Annotated in this window: 22 protein-coding genes; all 22 read left to right on the forward strand. The window is 37.3% G+C overall.

Going from position 1 to position 23,883, the window contains the following annotated elements:
* The first annotated feature begins 10 nt into the window (after positions 1–10).
* Positions 11–952: a methylmalonyl Co-A mutase-associated GTPase MeaB gene (gene meaB / locus JOC73_RS12505; RefSeq protein WP_204403769.1), complete on the forward strand. Its 942-nt coding sequence runs from the start codon at positions 11–13 to the stop codon at positions 950–952.
* A gap of 13 nt (positions 953–965) precedes the next feature.
* On the forward strand, positions 966–1,373 hold the full coding sequence (mce, locus tag JOC73_RS12510) for a methylmalonyl-CoA epimerase (RefSeq protein ID WP_204403771.1): 408 nt from the start codon (positions 966–968) through the stop codon (positions 1,371–1,373).
* 68 nt (positions 1,374–1,441) lie between these two features.
* Entirely contained in the window at positions 1,442–2,989 is a 1,548-nt protein-coding gene (gene mmdA / locus JOC73_RS12515) for a methylmalonyl-CoA decarboxylase subunit alpha (RefSeq protein WP_204403773.1), read from the forward strand.
* Between the two features lie 31 nt (positions 2,990–3,020).
* Positions 3,021–3,407 carry an OadG family protein gene (locus JOC73_RS12520; RefSeq protein WP_204403775.1) on the forward strand — a complete coding sequence of 129 codons (387 nt, stop codon included), beginning with the start codon at positions 3,021–3,023 and terminating at the stop codon, positions 3,405–3,407.
* A 57-nt stretch (positions 3,408–3,464) separates the two neighbouring features.
* Positions 3,465–3,869, forward strand: coding sequence for a biotin/lipoyl-containing protein (locus JOC73_RS12525; protein WP_204403777.1), 405 nt, complete (start codon positions 3,465–3,467; stop codon positions 3,867–3,869).
* 37 nt (positions 3,870–3,906) lie between these two features.
* Complete coding sequence (locus JOC73_RS12530; RefSeq protein ID WP_204403779.1) at positions 3,907–5,133, forward strand: sodium ion-translocating decarboxylase subunit beta; 1,227 nt, start codon at positions 3,907–3,909, stop codon at positions 5,131–5,133.
* A 373-nt stretch (positions 5,134–5,506) separates the two neighbouring features.
* Positions 5,507–6,487, forward strand: coding sequence for a biotin--[acetyl-CoA-carboxylase] ligase (locus JOC73_RS12535; RefSeq protein WP_204403781.1), 981 nt, complete (start codon positions 5,507–5,509; stop codon positions 6,485–6,487).
* Positions 6,488–6,666: 179 nt separating this feature from the next.
* The gene (locus tag JOC73_RS12540; RefSeq protein WP_204403783.1) at positions 6,667–7,845 is read left to right on the forward strand and encodes an acetyl-CoA C-acetyltransferase; all 1,179 of its coding nucleotides are present in this window, start codon (positions 6,667–6,669) and stop codon (positions 7,843–7,845) included.
* Between the two features lie 131 nt (positions 7,846–7,976).
* Entirely contained in the window at positions 7,977–9,470 is a 1,494-nt protein-coding gene (locus tag JOC73_RS12545) for a sigma-54 interaction domain-containing protein (protein ID WP_330613195.1), read from the forward strand.
* 366 nt (positions 9,471–9,836) lie between these two features.
* On the forward strand, positions 9,837–11,390 hold the full coding sequence (locus JOC73_RS12550; protein ID WP_207755107.1) for an acyl CoA:acetate/3-ketoacid CoA transferase: 1,554 nt from the start codon (positions 9,837–9,839) through the stop codon (positions 11,388–11,390).
* Between the two features lie 17 nt (positions 11,391–11,407).
* Complete coding sequence (locus JOC73_RS12555) at positions 11,408–12,709, forward strand: GntP family permease (protein ID WP_204403785.1); 1,302 nt, start codon at positions 11,408–11,410, stop codon at positions 12,707–12,709.
* A gap of 160 nt (positions 12,710–12,869) precedes the next feature.
* The gene (gene fabG / locus JOC73_RS12560) at positions 12,870–13,610 is read left to right on the forward strand and encodes a 3-oxoacyl-[acyl-carrier-protein] reductase (RefSeq protein WP_204403787.1); all 741 of its coding nucleotides are present in this window, start codon (positions 12,870–12,872) and stop codon (positions 13,608–13,610) included.
* Positions 13,611–13,951: 341 nt separating this feature from the next.
* On the forward strand, positions 13,952–14,368 hold the full coding sequence (locus tag JOC73_RS12565; RefSeq protein ID WP_204403789.1) for a MaoC family dehydratase: 417 nt from the start codon (positions 13,952–13,954) through the stop codon (positions 14,366–14,368).
* Positions 14,369–14,399: 31 nt separating this feature from the next.
* Positions 14,400–15,539: an acyl-CoA dehydrogenase gene (locus JOC73_RS12570; RefSeq protein ID WP_204403791.1), complete on the forward strand. Its 1,140-nt coding sequence runs from the start codon at positions 14,400–14,402 to the stop codon at positions 15,537–15,539.
* A gap of 14 nt (positions 15,540–15,553) precedes the next feature.
* Positions 15,554–16,336, forward strand: a complete 783-nt coding sequence (locus tag JOC73_RS12575) for an electron transfer flavoprotein subunit beta/FixA family protein (RefSeq protein WP_204403793.1) — start codon at positions 15,554–15,556, stop codon at positions 16,334–16,336.
* A gap of 14 nt (positions 16,337–16,350) precedes the next feature.
* Positions 16,351–17,370, forward strand: coding sequence for an electron transfer flavoprotein subunit alpha/FixB family protein (locus JOC73_RS12580; RefSeq protein ID WP_204403795.1), 1,020 nt, complete (start codon positions 16,351–16,353; stop codon positions 17,368–17,370).
* A gap of 270 nt (positions 17,371–17,640) precedes the next feature.
* Positions 17,641–18,162, forward strand: coding sequence for an ECF transporter S component (locus tag JOC73_RS12585; RefSeq protein WP_204403797.1), 522 nt, complete (start codon positions 17,641–17,643; stop codon positions 18,160–18,162).
* A 12-nt stretch (positions 18,163–18,174) separates the two neighbouring features.
* Positions 18,175–18,981, forward strand: coding sequence for a type III pantothenate kinase (locus tag JOC73_RS12590; protein WP_204403799.1), 807 nt, complete (start codon positions 18,175–18,177; stop codon positions 18,979–18,981).
* 84 nt (positions 18,982–19,065) lie between these two features.
* The gene (dusB, locus tag JOC73_RS12595) at positions 19,066–20,037 is read left to right on the forward strand and encodes a tRNA dihydrouridine synthase DusB (RefSeq protein ID WP_204403800.1); all 972 of its coding nucleotides are present in this window, start codon (positions 19,066–19,068) and stop codon (positions 20,035–20,037) included.
* A gap of 63 nt (positions 20,038–20,100) precedes the next feature.
* Positions 20,101–21,033, forward strand: coding sequence for a quinate 5-dehydrogenase (locus JOC73_RS12600; RefSeq protein WP_204403803.1), 933 nt, complete (start codon positions 20,101–20,103; stop codon positions 21,031–21,033).
* A gap of 292 nt (positions 21,034–21,325) precedes the next feature.
* Positions 21,326–21,799, forward strand: a complete 474-nt coding sequence (gene greA / locus JOC73_RS12605; protein ID WP_204403805.1) for a transcription elongation factor GreA — start codon at positions 21,326–21,328, stop codon at positions 21,797–21,799.
* A 35-nt stretch (positions 21,800–21,834) separates the two neighbouring features.
* Positions 21,835–23,310, forward strand: coding sequence for a lysine--tRNA ligase (gene lysS / locus JOC73_RS12610; protein WP_204403806.1), 1,476 nt, complete (start codon positions 21,835–21,837; stop codon positions 23,308–23,310).
* Positions 23,311–23,883: the final 573 nt, after the last annotated feature.

Below are 23,883 nucleotides of genomic sequence, written 5' to 3' on the forward strand. Positions count from 1 at the left end.
TGGTGGGACAGTGAGTTTAAAAGAAGGTATTTTAAACAAAGATAAACGTGCTGCAGCTAGATTAATTTCTATGATGGAAAATAATGATCCAGAGGCAATTAAAATAATCTCTGCGCTATACAGTCATACAGGCAAAGCTAAAGTCGTTGGAATCACAGGCCCCCCCGGGGCTGGCAAAAGTACACTTACCGACAAATTGGCTAAGAAATTACGTCAGGAAGGTAAAACTGTGGGCATTATTGCTGTTGATCCCACCAGCCCCTTCACTGGCGGTTCAATTTTAGGGGATCGTGTACGTATGACAGATCTATATACTGATCCAGGGGTGTTTATCAGAAGTATGGGAACCCGTGGGCATTTAGGTGGACTTTCAAAGGCAACCTTGGGGGCAGTAAAAGTACTGGATATCTACGGCTGTGATTACATCTTCATTGAAACGGTTGGAGTAGGTCAGTCAGAGGTGGACATTGTAAAGGCAGCCGACACTGTATTACTGGTTATGGTTCCTGGATTAGGTGATGATATTCAAGCTATTAAAGCTGGCATCATGGAAATCGGAGATGTTTTTGCAGTGAATAAGGCGGATCGAGACGGAGCCGACAGAACGCAAGTAGAAATCGAAATGATGTTGGATTTCAATCACAGCGAATGGAGACCACCAATATCAAAAGTGGTGGCCTTATATAATAAAGGGATCGATGAGCTATACGATAATATGAATAAGCATTGGTACTACTTAGAAAATAGCGGTAAACTAATGGAAAAACGTATTAGAAATATTCAGCTTGAAATCATTGACTTAGTTCAAAGGGAGCTAATGGACCGATTAGTAGGCAATGAAGAAAAAAAGGCGATGATTTTAAAAATGGCTGAAAAGGTAGCCCATCGAGAAATGGACCCCTATACAATGAGCAATGATTTGGTGAATAAAGTAATTCTTAAGAACTCATAAGGAGGAACAAATAATGAAGGCTTTGAAATTAGACCATATCGGTATTGCAGTTAAAAACTTAGATGAAACCCTAAAGTTCTATCAAGAAATGTTAGGGCTTGAGTGTGTAGGTACAGAAGTAGTAGAGGAGCAAAAAGTTAAGGTTGCTTTCTTACCAGTGGGAGATACTGAGGTAGAGCTATTGGAGTCTACTGAAGAAGACGGTCCTATTGCTAAATTCATTGAGAAAAAGGGCGAAGGAATCCAACATATGGCTTTTAGAGTAGAGAATATCGAAGAAGCTATTGAGGAAATGAAGGCAAAGGGTGTTAGGATGATTGATGAGAAGCCAAGATATGGAGCAGGTGGAGCAAAGATTGCCTTCTGTCATCCAAAGAGTACTAATGGGGTTCTAATCGAATTAAGTGAAAGACAAGACTAGGTTTGACACCTAAAGAGGTTATGTTATAATAGTCCTGAGTTTAGCATTATTTAATAGGAGGGTTAAGAATGGCCGTAAACAAAATAGAAGAACTGCGCCAACGCAAAGCGAAAATCGAGCTTGGAGGCGGAGAAAAAAGAATTGCCAGCCAACATGAAAAAGGTAAATTGACAGCAAGAGAAAGAATCAATCTGTTGTTTGACGAAGGAACATTTGTTGAAATCGACGCTTTTGTTAATCACAGATGCGTTAATTTTGGTATGGAAAAAGTAGAATCTCCTGGTGAAGGGGTTGTTACTGGATATGGTCAAGTTGACGGTAGACTAGTATATGCTTATGCCCAAGACTTTACAGTTGTTGGGGGTTCTTTAGGAGAAATGCATGCTGCTAAAATCGTTAAAGTTCAAGATATGGCATTAAGAATGGGAGCTCCAATCGTAGGGTTAAATGACTCTGGTGGAGCGAGGATTCAAGAGGGTGTAGATGCTTTATCTGGATACGCTAAAATATTCTACCGTAACACAATTTCTTCAGGTGTTATTCCTCAAATTACTGCAATCATGGGACCTTGTGCTGGAGGTGCGGTTTATTCACCAGCCTTAACTGACTTCATCTTCATGGTGGACAAAACTAGCCAGATGTTCATTACTGGGCCACAGGTAATCAAGACGGTTACAGGAGAAGAAGTATCTGCTGAAGAATTAGGTGGAGGTATGACCCACAATAGAACAAGTGGTGTTGCCCACTTCTTATCAGCAAATGATGAGGCTTGTATCGCTGATATCAGAAGATTACTAAGCTTCTTACCATCAAATAACTTAGAAACAGCACCTGTTTTCCAAACAGCAGATGATGTGAATAAGATTATTGCAGAGTTAGACGAAATCGTTCCAGAAAACCCAAACAAGCCTTATGATATGAAAAAAGTGATTGAGTTAATTGCAGATGATGGAGACTTCTATGAAGTACAACCTTACTTTGCAATGAATATGCTTACAGGTTTCATTAGAATTAATGGACAATCTGTTGGGATTATTGCTAACCAACCTAAGGTTTTAGCAGGTTGCTTAGATATCAATGCTTCTGACAAAGCAGGAAGATTCATCAGAACTTGTGATGCTTACAATATTCCAGTATTAAATATTGTAGACGTACCAGGATTCTTACCAGGAACTACTCAAGAGTATGGCGGAATTATCCGTCATGGTGCTAAGATGCTTTATGCTTATAGTGAAGCAACAGTACCAAAGATCACATTGATCGTTAGAAAAGCCTACGGTGGCGCTTACATCGCAATGTGCTGTAAGGACCTTGGAGCGGATATGGTATTAGCTTGGCCAACAGCTGAAATCGCAGTTATGGGTCCAGAGGGAGCTGCAAACATTATTTTCAGAAAAGAAATTAGTGATTCAGATAATCCTCAACAAACAAGAGTTGAACTAGTAGAAAACTATAAGAAGGAATTTGCTACTCCATATAAAGCAGCGGAGAGGGGCTATGTTGATGATGTGATTGAGCCATCTGCAACAAGACCAAGATTAGCAGATGCTTTAAATATGTTAGCCAGCAAGAGAGAAACAAGACCAGCAAAGAAACATGGTAACTTGCCAGTATAGACGGAGGAAACTAATAAAGAGGTGATCGTTAATGGGTCTAATTGATAAATTGAAAAACTCTATTGATACAATGTCTATGGGTGAAAAACTTCTTGCAGGTCTTCAGGTTACGGCTATAGGACTAGTAATCGTTTTCATAGCTCTAATTGTTCTTTACTTTGGAATTCAATTAATGAGTAAAGTGTTAGGCAATGTTGATAAAAAGTCAGCAGAAAAGAAGACGAAGGTTGCTCCTGCTCCTGTAGTTAAAGAAGAAGTTGTAGAAGAGGAAGTTGTAGATGATGGTGAACTAGTAGCGGTAATCGCTGCAGCAGTAGCAGCCAGTCTCCATACATCAACCCATAATATAGTTGTTCGTAATATCGTTCGTGTTGGTGATGATACCCCAGCATGGGCTAAAGCAGCAAGAATGAACTAATCAAACTAATGAAATCGATTGAAAACCAAACCGCTATTTTAAGGAGGAAGAATGATCATGAAGAAATTTAATATAACTGTAAATGGTGTAAGTTACGAAGTAGATGTAGAGGAAATTAAAGATGGAGCAGCTCCTGCCCCAAGAGCAGCGGCTCCAGCACCAAGACCAGCAGCACCAGCGGCTCCAAAGGCAGCTCCAGCAGCTAAGCCAGCGGCAAAGCCAGCAGCACCAGTAGCATCTCCAGCGGGTGCAACAACTGTAGAAGCTCCAATGCCAGGAAACATATGGAAAATAGAAGTTAAAGAAGGTCAAGCGGTTAAGGAAGGTCAGGTATTACTTATTCTCGAAGCGATGAAGATGGAAAATGAAATCATGGCTCCAGCTGATGGTACAGTTGCAGCAATCCATGTATCAGAAGGTGCATCAGTTAATGGTGGAGATGTACTAGTATCTTTAAAGTAATAGTTGTTGACCACTTTAATCGAAAGGAGATGCACAAATGCTAAGCGTACTTACAGAGTTTTGGCAGAGCACTGGATATGCATTAATGACGTGGCAACAAGCATTAATGCTAATCATTGCTTGTCTTTTACTATATCTTGCCATAGGCAAGAAATTTGAACCATTATTATTGGTACCAATTGCTTTTGGTATGATGTTGACTAACCTTCCACTGGCAGGACTAATGGAAGGGGCGTCAACTTTGATTAAATCTGTTGACCCTGAATCCGCATCTATGCTAATGGAACCAACGGCAAAAGCCTTGGAATCGGGAATACCTATTGAAATTTATACTGAGACTCCAGGTGGACTACTACAATATTTTGGAAAAGGTGTAAAACTAGGGATTTTTCCTCCACTTATTTTCTTAGGGGTAGGGGCGATGACGGACTTTGGTCCATTAATTGCTAACCCCAAGAGTTTATTCTTAGGGGCAGCGGCCCAAGCAGGAATTTTCTTTACATTTATTGGAGCGATATTGTTAGGATTTAATGCTCAAGAATCTGCATCAATTGGAATTATTGGAGGAGCCGATGGACCAACGGCAATTTTCCTTACTTCACAATTGGCTTCTCATCTATTGGGACCAATTGCAGTGGCGGCATACTCTTATATGGCACTTGTACCAATCATTCAACCGCCTATTATGAAGATGTTTACTAATAAGCAGGAGCGAATGATTAAGATGCAACAGTTAAGGGTTGTATCTAAAACAGAAAAGATAGTATTCCCTGTACTAGTTACTCTTATAGTTTCTTTATTATTACCATCTGCTTCTGCTTTAGTAGGTTTACTGATGTTGGGTAATTTATTAAAGGAATCTATGGTAACAGATCGTCTGTCAAAGACAGCTCAAAATGAGTTAATGAATATCGTAACAATTCTATTGGGAATCTCTGTTGGTGCAACAGCTCAAGCAGAATACTTCTTAAAACTTGAAACTTTAAAAATCATTGTTCTTGGGATTGTAGCCTTCGGTGTTGGAACGGGGTCAGGAGTATTGCTGGCTAAGTTAATGAACAAGATGATGGGTGGTAATGCCATCAACCCTTTAATCGGTTCAGCTGGAGTATCGGCTGTACCAATGGCAGCAAGGGTATCTCAAGTAGTAGGGCAAAAGGAAAACCCAAGCAACTTCCTATTAATGCATGCTATGGGACCAAACGTTGCAGGGGTAATCGGGTCAGCTGTTGCAGCTGGGGTATTATTAACCCTATTTAATTAATAAATATATTGAACTATAATAAAGAGAGGGCACTAGATGGTGCCCTCTTTGCATGTTGAAAAACCCTCATATTCTTTGTGCTACATAATTTCAGTACCCTCTACATATTTCTGTATACATTTACACATTGTTGGATTAATCGTCTTCTTCATTAAATAAAAAAAGTTGAAGAAGGAGAGGGAAATTATATCAAATAAAGTCTACCAAAATTCACTCGAGGTCTTTGTTTTTTTGCTATAAATTAGTATACTAGTAATAGATGATTAGTAATTCAGAAAATAGATACGATTACATTACTTATGATCATTTAATAATAAGACAATAGCATTATAATAAATAAAGACAATAGTTAATGTAAACAGGAGATGCAGGTATGAAAGAAAAAATACTAAAGGTACTATATGAAAGCAAGGGGCAGTATAAGTCAGGAGAGGAACTGGCTGAACTATTCGGCGTTTCTAGGACAGCCATCTGGAAGCAAATCAACTCCCTCAAAAAGGAAGGTCATATCATTGAAACTGTCAATAAAAAAGGATATCAGTTGATGGAAAATGATAATCTACTGGTCCCTGTAGAACTACAATCAATGCTGGATACCGAAGAAATTGGACATCATATCATCTACTTTGACTCCATCAAATCCACCAACACTTACGCAAAGGAAATAGCCCATGAAACACCCCATGGAGTTGTTATTATTGGAAATGAACAGACAGAAGGCAGAGGTCGAATGGGGAGGGGGTGGACATCTCCAAAAGGAAAAGGAATTTTCATGTCTATCATTCTGAAGCCCCAAATACCTCCAACAGAGGGGGCTAAAATGACCCAAATTGCCGCTGCTGCCACGTGTCTAGGGATTAGGAGTATCACAAGCCTAGATGTACTGATTAAATGGCCAAATGATGTTATTATAAATGGTAAAAAGGTATGTGGAATATTAACGGAGATGTCGGGGGAATTAAATCAAGTAGCCTACATAATTGTTGGCATTGGAATCAATGTTAATACAGAGGAATTCCCAGAGGATTTAAGGGAGAAAGGTACATCTTTATTGATAGAGGGTAAAAAGCATTATTCTCGTAAAGAGATGATTGTTGCAATTCTAAATGAATTTGAAAAACTTTATCAGGATTACATCAAGAGTGGTAGTTTGCAGAGTACGATAGAAATCTGTAAAAAATATTCTGCAATGCTTGGAAAGGAAATCCGTATTATCCAAGGTAACAAAGAAACAATTGCCAAAGCTGTGGATATAACAGAAGAAGGATTGCTGAAGATAGCTCAAGAAGGAGGTAAAGAAGATTTGGTCTTTTCGGGGGAGGTTTCTGTCCGAGGGAAAGACGGATATATCTAAATTCACATTATTGAAGATTCAGCCACTATTCTTGCAACACTATTCTTACTTATTCATTAAGGAGATACTGACATAGTATTATAGTTATTAATTTTTCTGTATTCTATGTTAGATGGCATGATATTTGCAATGATAATTATTATAAATAACTATATAAATATAGAAGGAGGATACTAAAAATGAAGGAAATTGTTATAGCAAGTGCAGTTAGAACAGCAATAGGAAATTACGGTGGTGCTTTAGCAGATGTATCAGCTGTTGATTTAGGGGCTCTAGTTATTAAAGAAGCATTAAATCGTGCAAATGTTAAACCAGAGCAGGTGGATGAAGTATATATGGGCTGTATTCTACAGGCTGGACTAGGGCAAGGGGTTGCAAGACAAGCTTCTATAAAGGCAGGCATACCATCAGGCATACCAGCAACCACTATCAACATGCTTTGTGGATCAGGGTTAAGGACAGTATCTTTGGCAGCTCAAACAATTATAGCGGGAGATAATGATATAGTAGTAGCAGGTGGAACAGAAAACATGAGCCAAGCTCCATACCTTTTACCAAAGGCAAGATGGGGAATGCGTATGGGACATGGTCAAGTGATGGATTCAATGATTCATGATGCTTTAACTGATGCCTTTAATGACTACCACATGGGAATTACTGCTGAGAACTTAGTAGAAAAGTATGGACTAACGAGAGAAGAACAGGATCAATTTGCAGCTGAAAGTCAAAACAAAGCTGAAAAAGCTATAGCAGAAGGAAAGTTTAAGGAAGAAATCGTACCAGTAAGTATTCCCCAAAGAAAAGGCGATCCAATCATCTTTGATACTGACGAGTTCCCAAAGGCAGGAGTAACGGCTGAAAAATTAGGCAAATTAAGACCAGCCTTCAAGAAGGATGGAAGTGTGACTGCTGCAAATGCATCTGGAATTAATGATGGAGCAGCAGCACTAGTAATCATGACGAAAGAAAAAGCTGATGAATTGGGAATTAAGCCATTGGCAACCTTAGTATCCTATGGCAATGCAGGAGTAGAACCATCAATAATGGGTATTGGGCCAGTTCCTGCAACTCAAAAAGCTTTAGAAAAGGCTGGACTTAAAATAGAAGATATGGACTTAATCGAGGCAAATGAAGCCTTTGCAGCTCAAGCTCTAGCAGTAGGCAAAGAATTAAACTGGGTTGCTGAGAGAGTAAATGTGAATGGGGGAGCAATCGCACTAGGACATCCAGTCGGAGCCAGTGGGGCAAGAATCCTTGTAACCCTATTACATGAAATGCAAAAGAGAGAGTCTAACTATGGATTAGCCACATTATGTATTGGTGGTGGAATGGGTACAGCCGTCATCGTTAAAAGATAGCTTAATAAAACATATATATATATAGCAAAGGATCCTTAGTCGATTCTTTGCTGTTTTTATATTAATAAAAAACACAAATCTCAAATCATAGCAATATTATCAAAGTTCTTAAGAAAAATAATCCCTAGGGGGTGAATCCAATTAACCGTGAAGAAAGAAGACAAAAGTATATAGACTTGAATTTTATTAATCGTCTACATGAGAAAGCGGAAGACAAGTTGGAGGATATAGAGTTTCTATTAAATCTATATAAGGACATTTTTAATATAACCTATAACTGGATGGTGGTGGTAGATCCAGATGGCTATATTATTATGATTAATAAACGTTATTGCGACTTTATTGGAATTAGTCAGGAATCAGCAATTGGACAGCACGTAACGGAAGTTATAGAGAATACAAGAATGCATATTGTAGTTAAGACGGGGCAAAAAGAAATTGGAGATATACAAGAAATAAAAGGAAATCAGATGATTGCAGACCGTATACCCATCTATAGGGAAGGTAGGATTATAGGAGCGGTAGGGACGGTTATTTTTAAAAATCTAGTTGAATTTGATGTCTATGTAAAGAACATTTTGAAGATGGAAAAACAACTGGAATTCTATAAAAGAGAACTGAAGAAGGCCCTTGGAGGGGAATATACCTTTGAAAGTATTGTGGGCAACAGTGATGAGATTATGAGGGCTAGGGAACTTGCCCACAAAGTTGCTTCTAGTAAATCTAATGTCTTATTATTAGGAGAGAGTGGTACGGGAAAAGAACTCTTTGCCCATGCTATTCATAACGCTAGTGTACGGGGGGAATATCCTCTTATTAAAGTAAACTGTGGAGCTATACCAGCAGAATTAATCGAGTCTGAGCTTTTTGGTTACGAACAAGGGGCCTTTACTGGGGCTAAAAAGGGTGGAAAACCTGGGAAGTTTGAATTGGCTAATAAGAGTACTATTTTTCTTGATGAAATTGGTGATCTACCTTTAAACATGCAGGTTAAGATATTGAGAGTAATACAGGAGCGGGAAATAGAGAGAATAGGTGGAGTAAAGAGTCAAAAGATAGACGTTAGAATTATAGCAGCTACAAATAGAAATCTACAAGAAATGGTTGAACAGAAAACATTCAGAGAAGATTTATATTATAGGTTGAACGTAATCAGTATAAATATTCCACCCCTAAGGGAGAGGAGCGGGGACGTGCCACTAATTACTAACTACCTGCTTAAGAAGCTGGCAGGAGAAATGGAGCGACATGTAACCGAAATATCTCCGTCTGCTATGGAGGCACTCAAAACCTATCATTGGCCTGGGAATATTAGGGAGCTAGCTAATTTGATTGAAAGAGCTTTAAACTTAGTGGAGAAGGAGGCTATGATTACTATAGAACACCTTCCCTACTATATTCGCAAGAATTTTCAGGACCATAAAATTATTAATTTGGAGCCAAAAGAGGTTAAACTTGAAGGGAGTCTCAAGGAAATTATTGAAGAAATTGAACGTAAAGCTATTACTCAAGTGTTAACTGAAACCGATGGGAATAAATTACAAACTGCAAAGTCCTTAGGAATAAGTCGTACAAGCCTATATGAGAAGATTAAAAGATACAATTTAGATTTATTAGTAAAGTAAGTTTAGTGTGTAATACAAAAGCTTGTAATAGTTCATAAACTGTAAACAGAATACACATTGTAAACAGAGTGAATATTGCAAATAAAATGTACACTGTAATTAATATGAACACAATGAATAATAATCATTATTGGTTAAGTACAAGTATTATGTTTTCAACATTCACACCATTTGATGCCATCTCAACATGAGTCAAATCCAAAGTTAGTGCACAAAAAATGAACAATGCTCAAGAATGTTAAAATAAAGCCATCCTCTAGATTTCAAATACAATGCAAAAATACTCATGTCTTTTCTAAGGCCATAAAGGTGGCATGAGTATTGCATTATATTATGGACAAATAAAACTGGAGGGAGGCTTTTATTTTGGCACTTAAATTTTTAACAGCAGATGAAGCAGTAAAACTAGTAACATCTAATAGCACAATAGCAACAGGAGGATTCGTAGGGAATGCCGTTCCAGAAGAATTAGAGATCGCGCTGGAAAAAAGATTTGTAGAGACTAACGAACCTCAAAACTTAACTTTGGTTTATGCGGCAGGACAAGGAGACGGAAAAGACAGAGGGCTAAATCACCTAGGACATGAGGGTCTATTAAAGCGGGTTATCGGAGGTCACTGGGGTTTAGTTCCTAAAATTCAGAAATTAGCATTTGAAAATAAGATTGAGGCATATAACTTTCCTCAAGGATCAATCTCTCATTTATTTAGAGATATAGCAGCTAACAAGCCAGGAACCGTAACGAAAGTAGGCTTAAAAACCTTTGTTGACCCAAGGGTAGATGGTGGAAAATTAAATGATTCAACAAAAGAGGATATGGTTGAACTAGTCAATTTATTGGGAGAGGAATACTTACTATACAAAGCATTTCCAATAGATTTTGCATTTATCAGAGGGACTTATGCTGATGAAAATGGAAACGTTACCATGGAAAAGGAAGCAGGTTCACTGGAAGTACTTTCTATTGCACAAGCTTGTAAAAACTCTGGTGGAAAAGTGATTGTTCAAGTAGAGAAGGTAGTTAAGAAGGGAACTCTGGACCCAAAGTTAGTAAAGATACCTGGAATATATGTAGATACAATCGTAGAAGTACAAGATATGAAAAATCATATGCAGACCTTTGCTGAGGCTTATAATTCTAGCTATACTGGGGCTACTAGAGTGCCAGTAAACTCAGTGAAACCGATGGCTCTAGATGAGAGAAAAATTATTGCAAGAAGAGCTGCTATGGAGCTAGTGCCAAATGCAGTGGTCAATTTAGGAATAGGAATGCCTGAGGGAGTGGCTATTGTTGCCAACGAAGAAGGCATCGGTGAGCAAATGGTATTAACTGTAGAACCAGGACCAATCGGTGGTATTCCTGCTGGTGGTTTAAGTTTCGGTGCCGCGATTAATCCAGAAGCGATTATTGATCAACCTTATCAGTTTGATTTTTATGATGGTGGTGGATTGGATGTAGCTTTCCTAGGATTGGCACAATGTGATGGAGAGGGAAATATTAACGTAAGTAAGTTTGGTCCAAAGATAGCAGGAGCAGGTGGCTTTATTAACATTACTCAAAATGCTAAAAAAGTAATCTTCTGTGGAACTTTTACTGCTGGGGGCTTAGATATTCAAGTTAATGATGGTAAGCTTGTGATCAACCAAGAAGGAAAGGTTAAAAAATTAATCCCTAGAGTAGAACACATTACTTTTAGCGGTGATTATGCTTTAGAAGTAAAGCAACCAGTAATATATATTACTGAGAGGGCAGTATTCACTTTAAACGAAGAAGGAATCACGCTAACTGAAATTGCTCCTGGTGTTGACCTACAGAAGGACATATTAGATCAAATGGAATTTGTTCCAAAAATCAGTAAAGATTTAAAAGAAATGGATTCTAGAATTTTTACTAATGAAAGAATGGGTTTAGTAATTTAAAGTGGGAGGGATATTAAATGTTAGGTATTATTATTGGATTAGTATTGTTGATGTACTTAGCCTACAGAGGGATGTCCATTATATGGATTGCTCCTATCTGTGCATTGATTGTTGCAGGTTCTGGTGGATTAGAATTGTTACCAGCTTACTCAGAAACATATATGGGTGGTCTTGTAGGTTTTGCTAAGGCATGGTTCCCGGCATTTTTATTGGGAGCGATTTTTGGTAAGGTGATGGATGAATCAGGTGCCGCTCGTTCCGTTGCATACTATATGACAAAGCTAATTGGTACAAAATATGCTATAGCAGCAGTAGTGGCAGCTTGTGGAATCTTAACTTACGGTGGAGTTTCTCTATTCGTAGTAGTATTTGCCATTTATCCATTGGCTGTTGCTCTATTCAGAGAGGCTAACATCTCTAGAAAGCTTATTCCAGGGGCTATCGCATTAGGATCTTTTACATTCACAATGACTGCATTACCAGGAACACCACAAATTCAGAACTTAATTCCCATGACTTATTTCGGAACTACACCAGTAGCTGCGCCAATTATGGGGGTCGCTGGAGCGCTTGTAATGTTTGGGGTCGGTCTCCTTTGGTTAAGTTATAGACAAAGAAAATTAACTGCTGCAGGAGAGGTTTTCACTGAGCTTGAAAAGAAAGTAGACGAAATTAATGCTTCTAAATTACCAAATCCATTTTTATCAGCAATACCTCTAATCCTTGTTATTGGTGTCTTAAACTTATTTACAAAGGAACTACCAGCTGCTCAACAGGTAATTCCTCCTTTAGTAATTGGTATTATTGCAGCTATTGCACTTAACTTCAAGAGATTACCAAAATTAATTGAAACGATCAATGCCGGAGCTGCGGGTTCAGTATTAGCAATTCTAAATACAAGTGCAGCGGTTGGTTTTGGTGCAGTAGTAAGAGCGGTACCAGGATTTGAGACATTAACTAGTATGGTATTGGCAATTCCAGGAAATCCCCTTATCTCACTATCGGCTGCAGTAAACGTGCTGGCAGGAGCTACAGGTTCAGCATCAGGTGGTATGGGTATAGCATTAGCAGCTTTAGGTGAAAAATATATGCAGTTAGCTGCTTCAACGGGTATTCCACCAGAGGCATTCCATAGAGTAGCATCTTTATCCAGTGGTGGATTAGATACACTACCTCACAATGGTGCGGTATTAACATTATTAGCAGTTACAGCTATGACCCATAAGGATTCTTATAAAGATATCTTTATGGTAGGAACAGCGATTCCAATTCTTTCGGTAATAGTAGCTATTGTATTAGCAAGTATTGGGCTTGTATAGCATACTGAGGAATAGTACTGGTTTTATCCTAATAGAATCAAAGTGCTACTGAAGTAAATTAGACAAGTTTAATGAAAAATAATGTGTAATATTAATTTATAAGTTAGCTTTTTCAATGATAAGTTAGAAGTAAGCGTAATGAACATAGGAGGTAATGTAAATGAGATTAAAGGATAAAGTAGCAGTTATTACAGGATCTACATCGGGAATAGGTAAAGGATCAATCAAAAGATTTGCAGAAGAAGGAGCAAAGGTAGTTATTTGGGGGATGCACAAAGAGGAAGTAGATGCAGCGGTTAACGAAATAAATGCAACTGGTGCAGAGGCTTTTGGAGTTGTAGCTAATGTAGCTAAACAAGAAGAAGTTAATTCAGCCATTGAACAAGTAATGAATAGATTTGGAAGAATAGATATCTTAATTAATAATGCAGGAATCACTGCTGATGCCCAATTAGTAAAAATGACAGAAGACCAATTTGATAACGTTATTGCTGTAAACCTAAAAGGAGTATATAATTGCGGTCAAACTGTTGCTAAAATAATGGCAGAGCAAATGAGTGGAGTAATTATCAACGTATCTTCAATTGTTGGTCTTTATGGAAACTTTGGTCAAACAAATTATGCTGCAACAAAGTTTGGTGTGATTGGTATGACTAAAACTTGGGCTAGAGAGTTGGGTAGAAAAGGTGTTAGAGTAAATGCTGTAGCACCAGGTTTTATTAATACTGAAATGACAGCTAAAATGCCAGAAAAGGTATTAGAAATGATGAAGGGTAAATCTCCATTAAACTCATTAGGAGAAGTTGATGATATAGCAAATGCCTTCTTATATCTAGCATCTGATGAAGCTAAGTTTGTAACTGGAGCAGTATTATCTGTAGATGGCGGTGCTGTTTTATAAAATAGTATGATGACCACTTAATGAACACTGTATTAATTTCCTACAGTGGGAAAGATATTGATTAACTGATATAAACCTAGAAAACTTAATAGTTAGCATATCCAACAGAAAAACTGTACATTTAATGTACAGTTTTTCTGTTGGATATGGTTAAATAATAAACAAACGAAATCAAAATGTTATTCTTGTAAAAAATAGAAAATTAAAAGATTAAGAACATCCAAAGCGTTAAATGCAAGGTTTGATGTAAATAAGATTGACAATAAAATATCAGGAATACAAATGTGGCACGATATTTGCGACAATTATTAGGCGTAATTAAAATTAAAGGGGGTAATATTGTGAAAGGAAAAACAATACATGAAATAAAATTAGGAGATAAGGCTTCGTTTCAAAAAACCATTACCGAGACAGATGTATATTTGTATGCCGGGATTACTGGAGATCTTAATCCAGCCCATATTAACGAAAGTTATGCTAAGGAGACTTTTTTTAAAGGAAGAATCGTTCATGGGATCCTTACTTCAGGATTAATATCAGCTGTGTTAGGCACTCAGTTGCCAGGGCCAGGTACCATCTATTTATCTCAAGATTTAAAGTTTCATGCCCCTGTTAGATTTGCTGACACGATTTCTGCCGAGGTTGAGGTTGTTGAAATTGCTTCAGAAAAGAATAGAGTAAAATTAAGCACTATATGCAAAAACCAAAATGATGAAGTTGTTCTTTCGGGTGTTGCTACAGTAATGCCCCCAAAATAATATAAACCACTACTGTAAGGAGGTAATAAGGATGAATTTTAATTTATCAAATGAACATGTTATGCTTCAAAAATTATATAAAGAGTTTGCTGAAAAGGAAGTTAAACCCCACGCTGAGGAAGTGGATGAAAAAGAAGAATTTCCAGTAGAGACAGTTAAAAAGATGCAAAAGTATGGATTTATGGGAATACCCTTTCCTAAGGAATATGGAGGTGCTGGTGGAGATATTATCGCCTACGCAATGGCGGTGGAGGAATTATCGAAGGTATGTGCGACTACAGGAGTAATCGTATCAGCCCATACATCCCTATGTGCAGCCCCTATTTATGAGTTTGGTACAGAAGAGCAAAAACAAAAATATCTTGTACCTTTGGCAAAGGGAGAGAAATTAGGAGCTTTCGGATTAACAGAGCCTAATGCAGGAACAGATGCCTCTGCTCAACAAACCACTGCTGTATTAGATGGAGATCATTATGTTCTAAATGGTTCAAAGATATTCATCACCAATGCTGGATATGCAGATATTTATATTATTTTGGCCATGACTGACAAGAGCCAAGGCACCAGAGGAATTTCAGCATTTATTGTAGATGCTGATACAGAAGGCTTCACCATCGGAAAGAAAGAAGCAAAACTAGGGATTAAAGGATCTGCCACATGTGAGCTAATTTTTGAAAATTGCAGAGTCCCAAAAGAAAATCTTCTTGGTAAGCTAGGTAAGGGCTTTGGAGTAGCCATGAAGACACTAGATGGAGGGCGTATTGGAATTGCTGCTCAAGCATTAGGGATAGCTCAAGGGGCTTTAGATGAAACAGTTGGTTATGTAAAAGAAAGAAGACAATTTGGCAAACCTTTATCCTTCTTCCAAAACACTCAATTTCAGTTGGCTGATATGCATACAAAGGTAGAGGCATCAAGATTACTGGTATATAAAGCTGCTTTTAATAAGGGTAACAACCTGCCATATTCAAAGGAAGCTGCAATGGCAAAGCTATATGCAGCAGAAACAGCAATGGAGGTAACGACAAAGGCAGTACAACTTCATGGAGGATATGGTTATACAAGAGAATATCCAGTAGAGCGAATGATGAGGGATGCAAAAATTACGGAAATCTACGAGGGAACATCTGAGGTTCAAAGAATGGTAATCTCTTCCCAGTTATTAAAATAAAGGAGGACTAATAGATGAAGATAATTGTATGTATAAAACAAGTACCAGATACAACTGAAGTTAGATTAGATCCTAAAACAGGAACATTAATTCGAGATGGAGTGCCAAGTATCATAAATCCTGACGATAAAAGTGGACTTGAAGCAGCACTTAAACTTAAGGATGAACTAGGGGCAACAGTTACAGTATTGACTATGGGACCACCCCAAGCAGAGGTTGCCTTAAGAGAAGTACTTGCTATGGGAGCGGACAGGGGAATTCTTTTAACCGATAGAGCCTTTGCAGGAGCAGATACATGGGCTACCTCTTGTACTTTGGCAGCTGCTATAAATAATATAGATTATGATCTGATAATTGCAGGTCGACAGGCAATTGATGGAGACACGGCTCAGGTAGGGCCACAAATTGCTGAACATCTAAAATTACCACAGGTAAGCTATGTTGAAGATTTAAAAGTTGATGGAGAGACTCTAATTCTAAAAAGAATGTTTGAAGATGGTTACCATATGGTTAAGGTAAAGACTCCTTGTTTAATTACTACGCTGAAGGAAATGAATGAGCCTAGATATATGTCTGTTGGAGGTATATTTGATGCTTATAGAGAAAAAGAAATAGAAGTATGGAACTTGAAGGACATTGTGGTAGATCCAACAAACTTAGGGTTAAAAGGATCACCAACGAAAGTGAAGAAGTCTTTTACAAAGGGAGCAAAGGTAGCTGGCAAGCTATATGAAGTAGATCCTAAGGAAGCAGCTAAAATAATCGTTGATAAATTAAAAGAAAAATATATTATCTAGATTGGAGGGATACCATGAGTATTTTAGAGCATAAGGGAGTTTGGGTTTTTGCAGAGCAAAGGGCAGGAGAAATTCAAAAAGTATCTTTAGAGTTATTAGGTAAAGGTAGAGAATTGGCAGATACCCTAGGTACGAAGTTAACAGCAGTTCTATTAGGGAATAACGTAAAAGAGATGGCCTCAGAACTGATTTATTATGGTGCGGATGAAGTAATCCTAGTAGAAGATGAACTATTAGATGTTTATATTACCGAGACCTATACAAAGGTAATGTCGAAGATTATAAAAGAAAAAAAGCCTGATATTATACTAATGGGAGCAACTGCCCTTGGAAGAGATTTGGCTCCTAGGGTTTCGGCAAGAGTTCATACGGGTTTAACAGCTGATTGTACAACCCTTGAGATAGATGAAGAGTCAAAGCATCTATTGATGACGAGACCTGCTTTTGGTGGGAATATCATGGCAACTATTATTTGCCCAGATCATAGACCTCAAATGTCCACTGTAAGACCTGGGGTAATGATCAAGCAGGAAAGAAATGAAGAACGACAGGGAGAAATAATTGAGTTCCCTTCTGGATTAGCAAAAGAAGATGTAAATGTAGAAGTTATTGAAATCGTTAAAGAAGAAAAGCAAAAAATGAAGATTGAAGAGGCGGAAGTATTGGTTTCTGGTGGTCGTGGAATGAGGAAAAAAGAAAACTTCCAGACGCTAGAATTACTAGCTAAAGAGCTTGGGGGACTAGTGTCGGGTTCCCGTGCTGTAGTAGACGCTGGTTGGATGGATCGAGAGCACCAGGTTGGGCAAACGGGTAAAACAGTAAGACCAAATCTTTATTTAGCTTGTGGAGTTTCTGGGGCAATACAACACGTAACAGGTATGGAAGAGTCAGATTTAATCGTTGCTATTAACAAAAACCCTTCTGCTCCAATTTTTGAATTGGCCGATGTTGGAATTGTAGGTGATGTTGAAAAGGTAATTCCTAGTTTGATTGATGAATTAAAATCAGTTAAGGTCGCTAAGGAAAAAAAATAGGACAGTAAATTCTAGTCTTGATAATACACTTGGCCCCTTATAGGGGTCTTTTGTATTTGCTAAAGACTTTTCGGTGGAGTTTTCACAGAGCTTTACAACAAAAGGGAGTTAAATTAAGTAAAATTTCATAAACTAATTGCGTAAACATTTATAAACTGTTAAAATGGTACGGTAAAAAAAGCTAGTATCTTTAGAACTAGACTTGGATATCAGGGAAAAAATTATAAACAATGTCCGGTATCAAATTGAACTGGAACGGAGGTGTGTAAAATGGAGAATCTATTTCTAAACTCAAAGACGAAAAGACTTGCTGTAGCAGGGATGCTGGGGGCCTTTTCAGTTGTATTAAGCGTAACTCCCTTTCTAGGCTATATTCCAATACCCTTTTTAGTTGGGGTAAATGCAACCACTATGCATATTCCAATAATCATTGCAGCTATTTTAATGGATGCTAAGGTAGCCACTTTTGTAGGATTCATTTTCGGGGTATCAAGTTTTCTCAGGGCTACACCAGCATTTTTTAGTGACCCACTAGTATCGATCTTACCACGACTACTTATAGGAGCGGCTACGTATTATGCTTATAAAGCAACTAAAAGTAGTGTTTTCGCAGCAGTTATAGGTACAATCACCAATACTGTAGGGGTACTGACAATGATTTACCTAAGGGGATATCTTCCTTTGAAGATAGTAGGAGTGATAGCTGGAGTCAATGGAACTGCAGAAGTGATTATATCGGCTATCATTGTCTACTCAATTATGAAGATATTAAAAAGCAAAAATAATTTATAAGAAGGTGACCAGATGATATTGGTGTTTGATGTAGGAAATACAAATATTGTTTTAGGTGTTTACGAAGGTAAAGAGTTAATAGATTTTTGGAGGATTGCTACAGACAAGAATAAAACATCGGATGAATATGGAATGCTGATTTATCAGTTGTTTCAACATAGTGGTTTGGAAACAAAGGATGTGAAGAATGTAATTATATCCTCTGTAGTGCCTAATATTATGTATTCCCTAGAGCATGCGGTTAGAAAGTTTTTTGAAGTAGAGCCTCTAGTTGTAGGTCCTGGAATAAAAACTGGCATGAATATTAAGTATGATAATCCAAAACAAGTTGGAGCTGACCGAATTGTAAATGCAGTAGCAGCATATGAAAAATATGGTGGGCCACTGATTATTGTGGACTTTGGAACTGCAACTACCTTCTGCGCCATTGCAGAAAATGGAGACTATCTTGGAGGAACCATATCTCCGGGGATTAAAATTTCCAGTGATGCATTGTTTCAACAGGCCGCAAAACTACCAAGGGTAGAACTAATTAAGCCTGGAAAAGTAATCTGTAAGAATACAGTAAATAGTATTCAGTCTGGGATAATTTATGGCTATGTTGGGCTGGTGGAATATATCATCAAGAAAATGATGCAGGAGTTCAAGAGTGACAATGTAAAGGTAATTGCTACTGGGGGATTATCGACTTTGATTGCCAGTGAAACCGAATATATCCACAAGGTAGACAAGTTCTTAACGCTAGAGGGCTTGCGTATTATATATGACTTAAATAAAGATGACAAAGCTAAACGGACGATAGATAGAAGTCAGGAATAACCTGGCTTTTATTTTTAAATATAAATACTTATATTTAGGTACAATATATACATAGGAGATTAGAAGTGTCTTGGAGGTGGAATGATGAAGTTCGGTAACGTTGAATTAGATAATAATGTTTTCTTAGCCCCCATGGCTGGCGTAACAGACCTTCCTTATCGATTGATTTGTCGTGGGATGAATTGTGGGATGGTGTACACGGAAATGGTTAGTGCTAAAGGGCTTTATTATCATGATCAAAAAACAGAAGAGTTACTTAGGATAGAAGAAGCTGAAAAACCTGTTGCTATTCAGATATTTGGTTCTGATCCTGAAATCATGGCAAGGGCTGCATATCAGTTGAATGATCGAGAGAACTTAATATTAGACATTAATATGGGATGTCCAACTCCCAAAATCACCAAAAATGGTGATGGTAGTGCCCTTATGAGGAATCCAAAGCTGGCTGGGGAAGTAATTGCTGCCGTAGTAAGGGAATCAGTGAAACCCGTGACTGTAAAGATAAGAAAAGGGTGGGATGAAGATAATATAAACGCTGTTGAAATGGCAAAAGTGATAGAGGCTAATGGTGGAGAAGTGGTTACCATTCACGGGAGAACGAGGGAACAATTCTATACTGGTAAAGCAGACTGGGATATTATTAAGGCGGCTAAAGAAGCTGTCAGCATACCTGTTATAGGAAATGGTGATGTCTTCTCTATTGAAGATGCAATAAGACTCTTGGATTATACAAAGTGTGATGGTATTATGATTGGCCGTGGAGCACAGGGCAATCCATGGATATTTAATCGGGTAGATCATTACATGAAAACAGGTGAGGTGCTGACTGAGCCAACCCTAAAAGAACGTATAGATATGATTATTAAACATCTAAATTTAGTTATTGAGATTAAAGGGGAGTATATTGCGATAAGGGAAATGAGAAAGCATATATCTTGGTATATGAAGGGCTTTCCAAAAACTGCTCAATTAAGAAATGAGATTAATCATATGAACTCTAGAGGGGCAATGGAAGAGTTACTATTGGATTATTACCACTCAACAATTAAGATTTAAAAGTATAAGCCTATTTCTTTGGACAATAATACACATATATTGTTGAAATAGGAGGATAAATCCATGAAACGAATTGTTAGTATAAGTATTGGCAGCTCAAAACGAGACCATCAAGCTGTGGTTGAAATTACGGGACAAGAATACCAAATAGAAAGAATTGGGACTGACGGTAGCTTGACGGAAGCAGTCAATAAGATTAAAAGCCTCGATGGTAAGGTTGAGGCCTTTGGCATGGGGGGCATTGATTTATATATTTGGGCTGGGAAGAGGCCTTATGTCATAAGAGAAGCTCTTAAACTTAAAAATGCTGCCATAAAAAGCCCTATAGTTGATGGCTCTGGACTAAAAAATACCCTTGAGCGTAGAGTCATAAGTTATCTACAAGATAATAAAATTATTGACTTTAATAATAAACAGGTACTAATAACTTCTGCCATGGATCGCTTTGGGATGGCTGAGACTCTAGATAAACTAGGTGCAAATCTGACCATTGGAGACCTAATATTTGGACTAGGGATTAATAAACCAATATATTCGTTAAAACAATTGGCTGTAATTGCTAGGGCGGCAGCTCCTATAGTATGTAAATTGCCCTTTAAGTGGTTGTATCCAACTGGTAGCCAACAGAACGATATTATTAAAGGAAGATTTGATGAATACTATCAAAAAGCTACCATTATAGCAGGTGATTTCCATTATATCAAACGATACATGCCATTGGATTTGAAGGATAAGATAATCATTACGAATACATTGACCAATGGAGATTTAGTAGACCTTAAGTCAAGAGGGGTAAAGATCTTAGTTAGTACCACTCCTGAGCTACATGGAAGATCTTTTGGTACGAATGTTATGGAGGCGCTTTTAGTCTCGATTTTGAAGGAAAGAAGGGTAAAGGTATCACCAGAGAATTATGATGGATTAATAGATGAATTGAAGTTTATGCCTAGGGTAGAATTTTTACAAGAAAATCCAAGGGTAAATAAAAGTTCCTAGCTGGAGGGTTTTTATTGATATCGGCGGATGGTAATAATGGGCTAAGTTTGGTTATTTAACTTGACAATTAATACCTACTATTTTATAATATCTACAACATATAGGGAGGAAAGCACTGATTTAAACCAGTGCTTCTATTTTAAATGGGAATAAGCTGTCTAAATTGATGAATAAATTTAGTCATAGCACATATATTATTTATCATCCTACATATATATAGGGAATGGATCATCAATAGACGAGAGTAAAGTCATTATAAACTAAAATCAGGGAAAAGGAGAGGGGTATATAGATGGAAAAGGAAGTCGTATTAACCGTCAACGGATTGAAAAAGATTGAGGACGAGCTAGAGCAGTTAAAGACAGTAAGAAGAAAGGAAGTTGCTGAGAGGATAAAACAAGCGATTGCCTTTGGAGATATTAGTGAAAACTCTGAATACGATGAAGCTAAAAATGAACAAGCTCAAATGGAAGAAAGAATATTAAAGCTTGAAAGTATGCTTAAAAAGGCTAGAGTTATTGATGAAGATGATATTACTTTAGATGTAGTTAGTGTTGGAGTAACAGTACAAGTTAAAGATCTTGAATTTGACGAAGAGGTAGAATATACGATAGTTGGTTCTGCAGAGGCTGATCCGTATGAATTAAAAATTTCAAACGAATCTCCGGTTGGTAGATCTCTATTGGGTAAGAAGGTTGGAGATATCGTAGAAGTGCAAATTCCAGATGGAATCACTAAGTATGAAGTATTAGAGATTAAAAGATAGGGAATTATAAAAAATGTAGTTTGGAGGTATACCGGATGACAAATGGAGAACAGAGTTTGAATGAACTCCTTCAGATAAGGCGTGATAAGTTAAAAAATCTTCAAGAAATGGGGAAGGATCCTTTTAAAATTGAAAAGGTATATGTAACCCACTATAGCGAAGCCATTAAAGTGGAGTTCGATTCTCTAGAAGGACAAGAAGTTACCATTGCTGGTAGAATTATGACTAAAAGAGGTCATGGTAAAGCAAGTTTCATAAATATTCAAGATAAGGATGGTCAAATCCAAGCCTATGTTAGGGAAGATCGAATTGGGGAAGTGGATTATCAATTATTTACTTCCTATGATATCGGAGATATTATTGAAATTAAAGGGGATGTGTTCAAGACTAACAAGGGAGAAATCTCTGTTAAAGCATCCACCGTTAGGTTATTAAGTAAGTCATTACAAATTCTTCCTGAAAAGTGGCATGGCTTAAAAGACCAAGAATTAAGATATCGTCAAAGATATGTAGATTTAATAGTAAATCCAGAAGTTAAGAAAACTTTTATCACCCGATCAAAAGCTATAAAAGCCATTAGAAGTTACTTGGATGATAGAGGTTTTATCGAGGTGGAGACACCGATTTTAGATACAATTGCAGGTGGAGCCAGTGCTAAGCCATTTATTACCCATCATAACACTTTAGACATTGATATGTACTTAAGAATTGCAACGGAGCTACATCTGAAAAGATTAATTGTTGGTGGTATAGACAGAGTATATGAAATTGGTCGTCTATTTAGAAATGAAGGAATGTCTATTAAGCACAATCCTGAATTTACAACTATTGAGTTATATCAAGCTTTTGCCGATTACAACGATATGATGGATATTACAGAAAATATTGTTGCTTATGTGGCTGAGCAGGCTTTAGGAACAACAAAAATCAATTATCAAGGAACTGAAATTGATTTAACACCACCTTGGAAGCGAATTTCAATGACAGATGCATGTAAAGAATATGCAAGTGTTGATTTTAGTGATGTTAAGACTGATGATGAAGCTATTGCACTAGCAAAAAAGCTAGGATTAGAAATAAAGGCTGGTATGAAAAAAGGTCATATTATCAATGAAGTGTTTGAAGAGTTTGTTGAAAAACACTTAGTTCAGCCAACGTTTATAACCCATCATCCAGTGGAGGTTTCACCACTGGCAAAACGAAACCCTGATAATCCTGAGATTACTAATCGTTTTGAAGCTTTTGTAAACACATGGGAAATAGCCAATGCTTTTTCGGAGTTAAATGATCCTATTGATCAAAGAGGAAGATTTATGGAGCAACTAGCTCAAAGAGATGCTGGAGATGAAGAAGCCCATATGCTAGACGAAGATTTTTTAAATGCCTTAGAAGTTGGAATGCCACCAACTGGGGGGTTAGGTATAGGAATAGATCGTTTGATGATGATTATTACAAACTCTCCTTCTATTAGGGATGTTCTTTTATTCCCTACTATGAAACCGCTGGATTAAGTAATTACTATATAACTTTAATTTCTCTGACAATCCTGGTGGAAAGTGTGGGGACTATGGGGTTGGGGCATAAGTATATTTAATGAAGATTAAGGACTTGTTTAAGAGCTTTATTTAAGGAGCTCTGTAAATGAGTCCTTTTTGTTTTCATAGTTATACAATTTGATATACATGATTAGGTGTAGTTAAGGAAAACGTATTATGGAATAAATTACAACAATAAATTATTTGACAGAGCTCGTGTTTTTGTGATATAGTATTACTTGTCGTCACGAGCTAATACAAGATAGTACTTCAACCTTCAAGTATTAATTAATATATTATATGATAGAAGGAAGGAGACATTTCATAAACAACTCTTTATAGATTATTATTGTAGATATGAAAAAATAAAAAAGTTGTTGACAGGCGAGTGTGATTATGATATAGTATTTAAGTCGTCGAAAGACGATAATGAAAATTAACATCATTAACATTTAGGTCTTTGAAAACTGAACAGTATAGATTTAAGCCAGCATAATTTTTTACGTCAATGATGTTAAAAATCTCATAGCTAATCTTTATTATATAATG

The sequence above is a fragment of the Alkaliphilus hydrothermalis genome (assembly GCF_016908555.1).
Classification (GTDB): domain Bacteria; phylum Bacillota; class Clostridia; order Peptostreptococcales; family Natronincolaceae; genus Alkaliphilus; species Alkaliphilus hydrothermalis.